12 protein-coding genes are annotated in these 12,034 nt (G+C 40.4%); 4 read left to right on the forward strand and 8 right to left on the reverse strand.

Annotation, left to right across the window (positions count from 1 at the left end):
* Positions 1–47: 47 nt before the first annotated feature.
* Together AAFN64_RS16295 and AAFN64_RS16300 are read left to right on the forward strand one after the other, a co-directional pair.
* Positions 48–455 carry a hypothetical protein gene (locus tag AAFN64_RS16295; RefSeq protein ID WP_347761320.1) on the forward strand — a complete coding sequence of 136 codons (408 nt, stop codon included), beginning with the start codon at positions 48–50 and terminating at the stop codon, positions 453–455.
* Between the two features lie 69 nt (positions 456–524).
* Positions 525–3,338 (forward strand): GH92 family glycosyl hydrolase, encoded by a 2,814-nt coding sequence (locus tag AAFN64_RS16300; protein WP_347761321.1) that lies wholly within the window; start codon positions 525–527, stop codon positions 3,336–3,338.
* A gap of 75 nt (positions 3,339–3,413) precedes the next feature.
* Here AAFN64_RS16300 and AAFN64_RS16305 read toward each other — a convergent pair whose 3' ends face one another.
* Together AAFN64_RS16305 and AAFN64_RS16310 are read right to left on the reverse strand one after the other, a co-directional pair.
* Entirely contained in the window at positions 3,414–4,391 is a 978-nt protein-coding gene (locus tag AAFN64_RS16305) for a TerC/Alx family metal homeostasis membrane protein (protein ID WP_347761322.1), read from the reverse strand.
* 224 nt (positions 4,392–4,615) lie between these two features.
* The gene (locus AAFN64_RS16310) at positions 4,616–5,611 is read right to left on the reverse strand and encodes an NAD(P)H-dependent glycerol-3-phosphate dehydrogenase (RefSeq protein ID WP_300485503.1); all 996 of its coding nucleotides are present in this window, start codon (positions 5,609–5,611) and stop codon (positions 4,616–4,618) included.
* A 160-nt stretch (positions 5,612–5,771) separates the two neighbouring features.
* Here AAFN64_RS16310 and AAFN64_RS16315 point away from each other — a divergent pair, with 160 nt between their 5' ends.
* Complete coding sequence (locus AAFN64_RS16315; RefSeq protein ID WP_300485506.1) at positions 5,772–6,650, forward strand: nicotinic acid mononucleotide adenyltransferase; 879 nt, start codon at positions 5,772–5,774, stop codon at positions 6,648–6,650.
* Positions 6,651–6,738: 88 nt separating this feature from the next.
* Here the strand turns inward: AAFN64_RS16315 and AAFN64_RS16320 are convergent, their stop codons facing one another.
* Complete coding sequence (locus tag AAFN64_RS16320) at positions 6,739–7,899, reverse strand: iron-containing alcohol dehydrogenase (protein WP_300485510.1); 1,161 nt, start codon at positions 7,897–7,899, stop codon at positions 6,739–6,741.
* A 169-nt stretch (positions 7,900–8,068) separates the two neighbouring features.
* Between AAFN64_RS16320 and AAFN64_RS16325 the strand changes: the two genes are divergently transcribed.
* The gene (locus tag AAFN64_RS16325) at positions 8,069–8,623 is read left to right on the forward strand and encodes a hypothetical protein (RefSeq protein WP_347761323.1); all 555 of its coding nucleotides are present in this window, start codon (positions 8,069–8,071) and stop codon (positions 8,621–8,623) included.
* A gap of 5 nt (positions 8,624–8,628) precedes the next feature.
* Here AAFN64_RS16325 and nadD read toward each other — a convergent pair whose 3' ends face one another.
* Genes nadD through AAFN64_RS16350 form a run of 5 tightly spaced genes read right to left on the reverse strand, consistent with a single transcriptional unit; the run spans position 8,629 to position 12,013 of the window.
* Positions 8,629–9,210, reverse strand: a complete 582-nt coding sequence (nadD, locus tag AAFN64_RS16330) for a nicotinate (nicotinamide) nucleotide adenylyltransferase (RefSeq protein ID WP_300485518.1) — start codon at positions 9,208–9,210, stop codon at positions 8,629–8,631.
* Positions 9,211–9,224: 14 nt separating this feature from the next.
* Complete coding sequence (gene gmk, locus AAFN64_RS16335) at positions 9,225–9,797, reverse strand: guanylate kinase (RefSeq protein ID WP_300485522.1); 573 nt, start codon at positions 9,795–9,797, stop codon at positions 9,225–9,227.
* 23 nt (positions 9,798–9,820) lie between these two features.
* A complete protein-coding gene (locus tag AAFN64_RS16340) occupies positions 9,821–10,681 on the reverse strand; it encodes a YicC/YloC family endoribonuclease (protein WP_347761324.1) in 861 nt (286 codons plus the stop codon).
* A gap of 54 nt (positions 10,682–10,735) precedes the next feature.
* The gene (locus AAFN64_RS16345; protein ID WP_347761325.1) at positions 10,736–11,662 is read right to left on the reverse strand and encodes a DMT family transporter; all 927 of its coding nucleotides are present in this window, start codon (positions 11,660–11,662) and stop codon (positions 10,736–10,738) included.
* A complete protein-coding gene (locus tag AAFN64_RS16350) occupies positions 11,663–12,013 on the reverse strand; it encodes an ArsC/Spx/MgsR family protein (protein ID WP_300485531.1) in 351 nt (116 codons plus the stop codon).
* Between the last annotated feature and the right edge of the window lie 21 nt (positions 12,014–12,034).

The raw sequence follows: 12,034 nt of genomic DNA on the forward strand, positions 1-12,034 counted from the left end.
GAATAGGTCACACTATTCGCTTTTACACTATTATACCCCGTTAAAAAATGAAAAAAGATATCACGATCCCAAAAGTTGAAAATGTATATGTAGCCGCTATTCAGGAGTGGAACGACGACTTTATGGAAAATTCATGGTATGCCTACCTGATTAACGACAGCGATGTAAAATTGGAAATGGCACTGGTGGTTTCCAGAGCCTATGGGAAAATAAACGGAGAAGACCGTAAAACCGGAACCTTCCGTCACGCTTTTAAAGAAGTGGAGCCCAATTCGTCTGTTAAAATCGAATTGCTGGAAAACAATGTCCTGCAATTGAACAATGAGTTTATGGTAACCTATTTTCAGGATGGGAAATTATTCGATAAAACCTATGTCTTCCGTACCAATACGATTAATGATAAAGCTTTAGTCGATCTTCCGGTGTTGACAAAAAGAGGAATTTTAGGGAAGTAATTTTAATGCAGGAATTGGTCTGTTCGCGAAATTTTTTCAACTTTATGGAAAATTTACAGCACCATCCGCATGAGAAAGATTCTTTTTTGCTTCCTTTTACTACAGACAGCCACGCTGTTTTCGCAAAAAAATAACTACGCACAATTCGTAAATCCTTTTATAGGAACCGGAGGTCATGGTCATACCTTTCCCGGAGCAACGGTTCCGTTTGGAATGGTGCAGCTTTCACCCGATACCCGTATCGACGGTAGTTGGGACGGATGTAGCGGTTATCATTATTCCGATTCGGTTATCTATGGCTTTTCACATACCCACTTAAACGGTACCGGAGTTTCCGATTTTGGCGATATCATGCTGATGCCTACTATGGGTGAACCAAAACTAAATAGTGATCAGTATAGCTCGCCTTTTTCGCATAAAAATGAAAAAGCATCAGCTGGCTATTATGCCGTCAAACTGGATAACCACAATATCGATGTCCGCTTAACCGCTACTACTCGTGTAGGCTTACAGGAATATACGTTTAATCAATCGGGTAAGGCAAATATTATTCTGGATCTGAACCATCGCGACAAATTGTTAATGGGCGATGTTCGGATAATCGACAACCAAACCATTGAAATCCTTCGCAGAAGTGAAGCCTGGGCAAGGGATCAATATGTGTATGCACGAATGGTATTCAGCGTGCCGATGCAAATTACAAATGTCCGCAATAATGGATTCGCACCACCCAAAAATACCGATACTTTTTTTGCCGGATCCCAACTGGCGATAAGCTTTTCGAAAGAAGTAAAAAAAGGGGAAAAGATTCTGGTAAAAGTAGCGTTATCGCCTACGGGTTATGAAGGAGCTAAAAAAAACCTGCTGGCCGAAATGCCCGACTGGAATTTCGATGCCGTAAAAAAACAGGCGGAAACCCTTTGGAATAAAGAACTATCCAAAATTGAAATTACGACTTCCGATAAAGACAAAAAAACGATTTTTTATACCGCATTATACCACACCATGATGCAACCCAACATCGCTATGGATGTGGATGGGCTGTATCGCGGACGTGACAACGAATTACACAAAACCGAAGGGTTCGAGTATTATACCGTCTTTTCGCTTTGGGATACGTTTCGGGGCGCACATCCGCTGTACACGCTTATCGATAAAAAAAGAACCGCCGATTATTGCAATACGTTTATCAAACAATACGAGCAGGGCGGTCGTTTGCCGGTTTGGGAACTGGCCTCCAATGAAACCGATTGTATGATCGGGTATCATTCGGTTTCGGTACTCGCCGATGCGATGGCAAAAGGAATCAAAGGTTTTGATTATGAAAAAGCGTTTCAGGCAGCCAAACATAGTGCGATGCTTGATCATCTGGGATTGGAGGCCTACAAAAAAAATGGTTTTATCAGCATTGACGACGAACATGAGAGTGTTTCCAAAACGCTGGAATATGCCTACGATGACTGGTGTATCGCGCAAATGGCGATGTTGTTAAACAAAGTAGACGACTATCATTATTTTATCAGGCGTTCGCAAAACTGGAAAAATATTTTTGACAATCAGACTGGGTTTATGCGCCCGAAGAAAAACGGTGGTTGGGACAAGCCTTTTGATCCAAGGGAAGTGAACAACAATTTTACCGAAGGAAACAGCTGGCAATATTCCTTTTTTGTACCGCAGGATATTCCGGGTATGATTGAAGCCTATGGCGGAAAGGATGCTTTTGAGAAAAAACTCGATGCGATGTTTGTCGCGCCATCGGAAACAACCGGTAGGGAACAGGTCGATATTACCGGATTGATAGGACAATATGCACACGGGAACGAACCGAGTCATCATATGGCCTATTTGTATAATGCGATTGGAAAACCGGAAAAAACCGCCGAAAAAGTAAAATACATTCTGGATACGTTTTATAAAAATACCCCGGACGGATTAATTGGAAATGAAGATTGCGGACAAATGAGTGCCTGGTATGTTTTGAGTAGTATGGGGATTTATGCGGTAACGCCGGGACTACCGGTATGGAGTACAACCACACCGTATTTTGATAAAGTACTGATTCATCTGGAAGATGGAACCACACGAACCATTACCAAAAAAACAACGGCAGACAGCCTTAAAAATCTGGGATTGAATGCGGATGTTGTAGTAGTGAATACCAGTGCGTCGGATAAGATCGTGCCGGTTCCGGTAATTGAAGCTGAAAGCAAAGCGTTTAAAGACAAACAAACCATCACGATTCGCTCCGGAAATAAGGAGGATAAATTGTATTATTCGGATAGTTCCGCTTCGCAAAAACAATTTGTTCCGTATACCAAACCGGTTACGATTGGAAAATCGGCGGTTATTCGCGCCTATGCCGAAAATAACGGAAAGAAAAGTGCAACTGTAGAAGCGTCCTACTTTAAAAAAGAAAACGACTGGACGGTAACGATTGCTTCCAAAAACCATCCGCAATACCACGCCGGTGGACCGGATGGATTGATAGACGGGATTCTCGGTACTGAAAACTGGCGAAAAGGGGATTGGCAAGGTTATCAGGGACAAAATTTTGAAGCTGTGATCGATCTGAAAAAAGTACAATCGGTTTCGCAAATCGATGCCCGTTTTTTACAGGATAGCCGCGCCTGGATTCTAATGCCGGTTAAAGTGGATTATTTCCTTTCGGACGACAATGTAAACTTTAAACCGGTGGCTACGGTAACCAATACGCTCGATGCTAAAAATACCGATGTCGCAATTCGTTCGTTTAAAGCGGCGTTAAAAAATAGTACGGCGCGTTATGTGAAAATAGTAGCCTATAATTATGGGAAATTACCGGAATGGCATCAGGGTGCGGGTGGTGATGCCTATATTTTTATTGATGAAATTCAGATAAAATAAAAACACTTGTCTAAATAAAAAACACCTGACAGGTTTCAAAAACCTGTCAGGTGTTATATATGAAATTCTTGTTTTTTACTCCTTTACCGGGAAAAGTAGTGAAGCCACAACCGATAAAATCAAAATACTACCTACGATTAGTAAAGAAACCGGAGAGGAAATATGAAAGAATGGTGAGATAAGCATTTTAATACCGATAAAACTCAAAATAACGGCCAATCCGTACTTTAATCGGCTAAACATATACATGAAGTTGGCTAAAAGAAAATAAAGCGCTCTAAGGCCTAAAATCGCGAATATATTCGACGTGTATAAAATAAAAGGATCGTCCGGAGCAATGGCGAAGATCGCCGGAATACTATCGACTGCAAAAATAAGATCCGTAAATTCGATTACTGCAACGACTACCAATAGCGGTGTCGCCATTTTGATCCCGTTTTCAATCGTGAAAAACTTATCACCATCGTAGTTTTCGCTCACTTTAAAAAAGCGATGGATTAATCGGGCACCGGGACTTTTGGTAAAGTCTTTGTCACCGTCGTCACCATCTTCGGCAAACCAGGATTTGATACCGGCAATAACCAGGAAAATACCAAAAATAGACAACACTACATTAATTCGGACAGCATGACCAAAAAGATCCATTTCCGGTAAGTAGGTCATGTTGATCAATTCCACACCGGTGAAAATAAAAATCGCCCGGAATACTAACGCACCAATGATTCCCCAAAAAAGTACTTTGTGGTGTAGTTCTTTCGGAACATTAAAAAATCCGAAAACAAGAATAAACACAAAGAGGTTGTCGACCGATAGCGCCTTTTCGATCCAGTAGGCCGATTGAAACTGGGTGAATTGTTCCAATCCCATAAAGTAATAAATAACCCCGCTAAAGCCCATGGCCAGCGAGATCCATACAACAGACCAGATAAGTGCCTCGCGGTTGGAAACCACATGACTCTTCTTGTTAAAAACACCAAGATCGAGTAGCAACATGACAAAAATAATAATGGAAAAAGCGGTTAGAATACCCGGATGATTGATTAAATGATCCATTGTTGGTTTTTTTTAGTTTTTGCGAAAATAAGACTTCTTTTTTTATCCAAGGGAAAAGAATGTAAGTCGTTGTATTTGAAATGGTTATGTTGTTTGTTTTGAGGGTGTTTACAAATAAAAAAGAATCCTAAAAATATTTTAAAACATTGATTATCAATAGTTTAAAATCTTTTTAGGATTCTGAGAACGGTATTTTTAGCGTAAACGGGTAAAAATAAAATTTTTTAATCCAATTTTTCCGTCAGTTTTTTAAATACTTTTTTAGGTTCTTTTCCTTCGTATAATATATCGTAAACGGCATCTATAATTGGCGTTTTAGCTTTGTATTCTTCGTTTAATTTATGGGCACTTTTAGTCGCATAGTAACCCTCGGCAACCATGCTCATTTCCATTTGCGCCGATTTTACCGTATAGCCTTTTCCAATCATGTTTCCAAACATCCGGTTACGGGAAAAAACAGAATATCCGGTTACCAGTAAGTCGCCCAGATAAGCCGAATCGTTGATGTTGCGCTTCATTTTGTGTACTTTCTTGATAAACTTTTTCATCTCGCGGATGGCATTGCTCATCAATAAAGCCTGAAAGTTATCACCATAGCCCAAACCGTGTGCAATTCCGGCGGCAATGGAGTAGATGTTTTTTAGCATCGCGGCATATTCGGTACCGACAATGTCGTCCGAAATTTTGGTTTTAATGTAGTGACTGTTCAAATTTTTAGCCATTACCTTGGCGGTTTTCATATCGCCACAAGCAATCGTCAGATAGGATAAACGCTCCAAAGCCACTTCTTCTGCGTGACACGGACCGGTAATCACGCCAATATTGTCGTATGGAATATTATAGGTTTTATGGAAATGTTCGCCAACGATCAGACTGGTTTCCGGAACAATTCCTTTAATCGCCGAAAAAATAATCTTGTTTTCAAGGCTAACCGTTAGTTTTTCCAGTTCACCACTTAAAAAAGCCGATGGAATGGCAAAAATCACATAATCGGCATAAGCAACCGCCTCGTTTATGTCGTTGGTTAAAAGTAATTTAGTAGTATCGAATTCAACAGAACTCAGGTAATTCGGATTGTGTCTGTTTTGTTTGATATGTTCGATAGCATAGGTACTTCTCATGTACCACGCTATCTCCGAAAGGTTTACGCATAACATCTTTGCAATGGCCGTAGCCCAACTTCCCCCGCCTATTACTGCAAATTTTGGATGGTCACTCATTATCGATTTTAATTTATGAATCCAAATGTACTTAAAAACATAGGAAGTACAAAGTATAGGCTGCAAAAGTGCTTCCCACTGTTAAAATCCGATCCGAAAATCCGGAAAAAGAAAAGTGGCACGCAAATTGGTTATCGTGTTATAACAAAACCCCGAAGTTATGAAAACGATAAAATTACTTTTAGCTTTACTAATCGCACCCATACTGTTATCGTCTTGTTCTATTAACTATGATGACGGTTATGTTGGCGGAAATGAAACACTTCCACAACTAATGCATCGTTATGAATTATGGTATGTGGATTATGACCGGACAACCGGAAATGGAGATATTCCGTTTTTGTCACGGGCTTTTACGATCTCGTTTGTCAACGGAAATCTTTTTGCCAATAACAACCTGGTCGGAATCGGTTCTACCGGAAACGGCTATGGGATTAATGTGGGTTATTATGATTTTTATCCGGATGCCATCCGCTTTTTTCACAATGTCTACGGACAATATAATCTGGAAGTGACCCGATTGAGTGCGAATGAAATCCGCTTGTACGACCGAAATCAGAATACGTCCTATTATCTGGTCGGTTACCAACGCAACGGATTTGATTACAACCGTTTGTTTTACGATAACATTACCTATTTCCTACAGGAATACAAAGCCTGGGAAAAAGTTTATACCAGTCAGTATGGTGCTTTAAACGATTTTGATCACGAAAACTTTGTTCAGTTTCTATCCAGTGGAAATAATTTCAGATCGTCGCAGGATGCTTCCGGAACACCGGTAAATAACATTTATTGGGATTTTACAGGAGGCTACGGAATCTATAATGTGCCGGGAAATGCCTATGCGAAAACTTTAACATTAGATTATGATTTCTGGGGCAATGAAGCGTTTCGATTAACCGTTATTAATGACAGTAGAATTCGATTGTTTCATCAGGCTTCGGGTACGACCTACGAATTTCAGGGAAGAGGATTTATCCAGTACCTTAAAGAAGGCGGACTAAAGCGTGTTAAACAGGAGGAACTCAAGTTAAGTTAAAAATAAGTTACTATTTTTTGTTTTTGGTGAAGAAAGGCGCTCCGGATTTTTTCGGGAGCGCCTTTCGTTTTTTAGCATTCGGAAAGGATTAGTAACTCATTTCTACGATTTCGCGTACTTTTTCAAGGGTGATGTTCTGACGTTCGCCCATGGCTTTCCATCCTCTTTCCTGAAAACGGTCTACGATAAAATCGGCTGTTTTTTCATAGTCGGTGGTATAATTGGAAATTTTGGTATCCATTCCCATCGTATGGAAAAATTGTACGGTTTTTTCGATTGCCTGAGTGGCTTTTTCTTCTACCGTTTCGCCGCTTACATTCCAGATACGTTCGCCGTATTGTGCCAATTTTTCTTTTTTGGTTTCAAACAGCACACGGTATAGGTTCGGACCGATAATAGCCAGTGTTCGGGCATGATCGATTTCGTATAAGGCAGTTAATTCATGTCCGATCATATGCGTTGCCCAATCGGTTGGAACTCCTTTTTGGATTAATCCGTTTAAAGCCATCGTACAGCTCCACATAAAGTTGGCTGCCAATTTATAGTCGGTTGGATTCTCTACCACATCCGGTCCGATTTCGACTAAGGTTTGTAAGATACCTTCGGCGATACGATCCTGTAATAAAGCGTCGTGCGGATAGGTAAGGTATTGTTCCATAACATGGGTAAAGGCATCAACCACACCATTTTGTAACTGACGTTTTGGTAAGGATGCAATAACCGTAGGGTCACAGATGGAAAATTTAGGAAATAAAGCCGAACCGCCAAACGAAAGTTTTTCCTGTGTTTCGTTAATCGTGATTACCGCTCCGGAGTTCATTTCACTTCCTGTAGCCGGTAAGGTTAATACTGTTCCAAACGGCATCGCATTTTCTTTGATCAATAATCTTTTGTGAAGGATTTCCATTGGGTTTCCGTCGAAATGTACGGCAGCCGATATAAATTTTACACCGTCGATAACCGAACCACCACCAACAGCCAGAATAAAATCCAGTTTTTGTTCGCGGATTACCGTTACGGCTTTCATCAGGGTTTCGTAGCGCGGATTCGGTTCGATACCGCCAAATTCTACGATTTCAAAACCTTCTAAAGCGGCTTTAACCTGATCGTAAACACCATTTTTAAAGATGCTTCCGCCACCATAAGCCAGTAAAATTTTGCTGTTTTTCGGAACCAACTGACCTAGTTTTTCCGTTTGCCCTTTCCCAAAAATTAAGTTGGTCGGGTTATATAATTCGAAGTTTAACATAGTATATTTTTTAACAAAGGTATTTAACGTGCTAGCAAATGACGTTAATATAATGATAAAATAAACTGCCGTTTGTCGGTTGTTTTAATAGCGTTGTCGATATAATGATCTGGTTTTTAAGTATTTGAATGTTTGTGTGTAAATTTGTGTATAACCAATTAAATAGTTGATGATGAAAACAATAGTACGCTCACTGCTATTTTGCAGCGCCTTGTTGTTAATGGCTGCCTGCGAAAACGAACCGGTTGTTTCCAATACTCCGGATTCGGAAATGAACAAAACAGAAAATCTTGTTTTTGATGTTTCCAACGCCTGTTATACTACCGATCTGATGGCGGGTCAATTTTACCTTGCCGGGAATGTTTATGTAAAAATGGATGCGAATAATGTGTATGTAATTTACAATGCGATAAATGACTGGAAGATAAAGGCAACGCATTTGTATGTGGGCGATTGTAATCTGATTCCACAAACCAAAACCGGAAACCCGATTCCGGGGAAATTCCCATTGGCTACAAATAACCCTTCGGGAGTACAACAGGTGGTGTATACGATTGCTAAGTCCGGATTAGGCGATTGCTTTTGTATTGCAGCACATGCCGAAGTGTCCAGACCGGGTCAAAGTGAAACCGCCTGGGCGAAAGGGGAGAACTTCCCGGGTAGTAACTGGGCGATGTTTTTTAGTATCTGTAAATCCAATTGTGCGCTACAGGAAGAGCATTAAAAAGACTATTTTTTGTAAAAAAGATTATGGTCGATATAGTCCCATACTTTAATCGGTAACATTGGTTTGATGTTTTTACCGTTTTTGATATTGTCTCGAATAAACGTGGAAGACAATTCAATTACTGGAGCGCCAACCCTATGGATTTTCGGATGGTTGATAAATTCACCGGAGATTACTTCGGATGAAATGCGCGGATAAACAAAAATAGTGTGGTTTTGAAGGATTACTTCGTAGTTCTTCCATTTGTGAAGTGAATTCAGGTTGTCTTCACCCATAATCAGGGAAAATTCATGATTTGGAAACTTTTCCTGTAAATGTGCGAGCGTGTTTACCGTATAATTAGGTTGGGACAGCTTGAATTCAATATCGGAAGGCTTTATTTTGGGATAGTCTTCGGTGGCCAGAAAAACCATTTGCAGGCGATGGTAATCGTCCAGCAAACTATTTTTCTTTTTGTGCGGATTATGTGGCGTTACAACCATCCATATCTGATCCATATCGGTGTTTTCGGCCATATGATTGGCAATGATCAGGTGTCCGATATGAATGGGGTTGAAGGTTCCGAAATAAAGCCCTATTTTCATGGGAATTACGTTGCTTATTGTACGAAATCACGAACCAGCTCGTAGGCCTCCTGTTTGGCGGTATCGAGATCGTAATTTTTAATGATTCGATCAAATTGTGGTGCCGTAGCCAGTTCTACCGAAGCTTTGGCGATACGCATGTTGATTTTGTCTTCACTTTCGGTGGAACGCTTTTTCAGGCGGATTTTAAGCTCGTCAATACTTGGCGGCTTTACAAAAACAGCTAACGTTTGCTCCGGAAATTTTTTCTTAATACGCAATCCGCCGGCTACATCGATGTCGAAAATAACATTTTTTCCTTTGGCCCAGATACGTTCCACTTCGGCTTTTAGCGTACCGTAAAAATTATCGCGGTATACTTCTTCCCATTCCAGGAAATCTTCGGCCTTGATGTGTTTTTTAAAATTTTCGAGTGAAATAAAGTAATAATCGGTTCCGTCGATCTCTTCACCTCTCGGTGCGCGAGACGTAGCCGATATGGAAAATTCCAGGTTTAAATCGTCTTTTCCTAATAAATGTCTGACAATGGTTGTTTTTCCCGAACCCGATGGTGCCGAGAAAACAATTAATTTCCCTCCTGTATTCATTGTTGTATTGTTGGGTACCGTAGTTATAAAACGTTTAGTACTTGTTCTTTAATTTTTTCTAATTCGTCTTTCATCTGTACCACCAGTTTCTGCATACCGGCATGATTGGATTTGGAACCCATAGTGTTGATTTCACGTCCCATTTCCTGGGTGATAAAACCAAGTTTACGTCCGTTGGCTTCACTTCCGGAAAGGGTTTCCAGAAAATAATCCAAATGGTTACCCAAACGAACTTTCTCTTCGGTGATATCCAGTTTTTCCAGATAGTAGATTAATTCCTGTTCAAAACGATTTTCGTCAACATTGGCTTGCAATTCGGTAATGGCATTTTGCAAACGCTCTTTAATCAGTTGGATTCGTTCCGGATCCAATAGCAGTGCCTGTTCCATAAACGAACGGATATTGCCAATTCGCAAACGGAATTCTTTTTCCAAAGAGGCGCCTTCGTCTTTTCTGAAATTATTGATGTTTACCAATGCATCGTTAATAACCGACTGAATTTGTTGCCATTCGTTTTCGTCAATTTCGTCTCTTTCGGTTTTTAAAGCATCGGGCATCCGTACGGCCATTTTCATCAATTCCGTAGCATCGGCTTCCGGTAAAATGTCCCGCATCTGATGGATATACGCTTTTACAATCGGAGCGTTCACTTTGGTAGAAGTCTCTTCTCCTGTTACTTCAATATACATCGAGAAATCTACTTTACCGCGTTCCAGCTGTTGTGCAATCTGGTTGCGAAGACCCAGTTCCATTTCGCGGAAAACAGACGGCATACGAACATTAAGATCCAGACCTTTGCTGTTTAAGGATTTGATTTCTATGGTAATTTTCTTGGTTGGCAATTGCAATGATGCTTTGCCAAAACCCGTCATCGATTGTATCATATAAAAATGTAATAGCTACAAATGTACTAAAAAGAGTTTAGTCTGTTAAAAAACTTAATCAAAGCCTTTTGATTCCGTTGGTTTTACTTTTTTCTGTGTGACCAGATAAACCCCGGTAAAGATCAGTAAAGACGAGCCGATTTTAACCCAGCTTAATTCGTCTTTCCCAAGTCCGATTGCGAAAACGGAAGCGAAAAAAGGCTGTAGGTAAATAAAAACGGCTACCGTAGTAGGCTTTAATTCCCGCATGGATAGCAGGTTTAACAGATATGTTAAAAAAGTTGAGATCACAATCACAAAACCGATTTTCCAGTAAATGTCAAATGGAACGGAAGGCCAGTCGATTTGACGAAATTCCTGCCAGCCAAATGGGATTACCATCAGAAATCCAAACAGGTAAATCCATTTTACAAAAGCATAAGCACTGTATTTGTCCATCAATTTTTTAACCAGAATCAGATAAAAACCATAGGAAACGGCGTTGACAAAGACCAGAAAGTTACCCAAAGCGGCATTTGGCGCATTGATCATAGATCGACCGTATAAAATCAAAAGTAAGGTTCCGGCCAATCCGAGGATAATGCCGAAGATCTTTTGACGCTGCATTTTTTCTTTCATGATAAAAGCCGATAAAACGAGTACGATCATCGGCGTGGTAACCATTAATACGGCACCCATAATCGGAGAAGTATAACTCAGTCCTTTAAAAAATGTCAGCATATTAAAAGCCACGCCAAAAAATGCCGCAGCGATAATTCTTGGGAAATCTTTTAAGTCGATTTTCTGGCTTTGCGACGGATTGGCAAGTGCCATTCCGAGTGCGGTGAGCCAGAATAAAACCGTCGAACCGCCAACGCGCATAAAAATAAAACCGAACGCATCGACATGCGCCGGCATCACATCTTTGGCAATGGTAAACGTCACACCATAAATGATAGCTACCGTCCAGGCAGCAATCAATGCATAGGTTCGTTTGCTCATTTAGCTTACAAAAGCAATCGCTGCTTCGACTACTTTCGGACTATTGCCTACAAATGCTTTTCCATCGGCCAAAATAACCGGACGGTTTAAAAAAGTGTAGTGTTCCAGGATATACCGTTTAAAATCCGGTTCGGATAAGGTTTCGTTTTTAAGTCCCATTTCTTTATAGAGTTTGGCTCTTTTGCTAAACAGCATTTCGTAACTGCCGGTTAGCGCATGAATTTCCTCCAGTTGTTTTACTGTAATCGGGCTTTCTTTGATGTCTTGCAATACAAACGTATCCAGATTGGGAATTGTTTTTAAGATGCGTTTACAGGTATCGCAGGTTTTTAAATAGTATATTTTTCTCATGGTATGTTCCGTACTATAATA

It is taken from the genome of Flavobacterium sp. CAU 1735 (genome assembly GCF_039888695.1).
Classification (GTDB): domain Bacteria; phylum Bacteroidota; class Bacteroidia; order Flavobacteriales; family Flavobacteriaceae; genus Flavobacterium.

Excerpts from the sequence above, each read along its gene's own strand:
- AAFN64_RS16300 (WP_347761321.1), top strand. The coding sequence starts at position 525 with ATGAGAAAGATTCTTTTTTGCTTCCTTTTACTACAGACAGCCACGCTG.
- nadD (WP_300485518.1), bottom strand. The coding sequence starts at position 9,210 with ATGAAAATAGGGCTTTATTTCGGAACCTTCAACCCCATTCATATCGGA.
- AAFN64_RS16350 (WP_300485531.1), bottom strand. The coding sequence starts at position 12,013 with ATGAGAAAAATATACTATTTAAAAACCTGCGATACCTGTAAACGCATC.
- gmk (WP_300485522.1), bottom strand. The coding sequence starts at position 9,797 with ATGAATACAGGAGGGAAATTAATTGTTTTCTCGGCACCATCGGGTTCG.
- AAFN64_RS16295 (WP_347761320.1), top strand. The coding sequence starts at position 48 with ATGAAAAAAGATATCACGATCCCAAAAGTTGAAAATGTATATGTAGCC.
- AAFN64_RS16345 (WP_347761325.1), bottom strand. The coding sequence starts at position 11,662 with ATGAGCAAACGAACCTATGCATTGATTGCTGCCTGGACGGTAGCTATC.
- AAFN64_RS16320 (WP_300485510.1), bottom strand. The coding sequence starts at position 7,899 with ATGTTAAACTTCGAATTATATAACCCGACCAACTTAATTTTTGGGAAA.
- AAFN64_RS16310 (WP_300485503.1), bottom strand. The coding sequence starts at position 5,611 with ATGAGTGACCATCCAAAATTTGCAGTAATAGGCGGGGGAAGTTGGGCT.
- AAFN64_RS16340 (WP_347761324.1), bottom strand. The coding sequence starts at position 10,681 with ATGATACAATCGATGACGGGTTTTGGCAAAGCATCATTGCAATTGCCA.
- AAFN64_RS16315 (WP_300485506.1), top strand. The coding sequence starts at position 5,772 with ATGAAAACGATAAAATTACTTTTAGCTTTACTAATCGCACCCATACTG.
- AAFN64_RS16325 (WP_347761323.1), top strand. The coding sequence starts at position 8,069 with ATGATGAAAACAATAGTACGCTCACTGCTATTTTGCAGCGCCTTGTTG.
- AAFN64_RS16305 (WP_347761322.1), bottom strand. The coding sequence starts at position 4,391 with ATGGATCATTTAATCAATCATCCGGGTATTCTAACCGCTTTTTCCATT.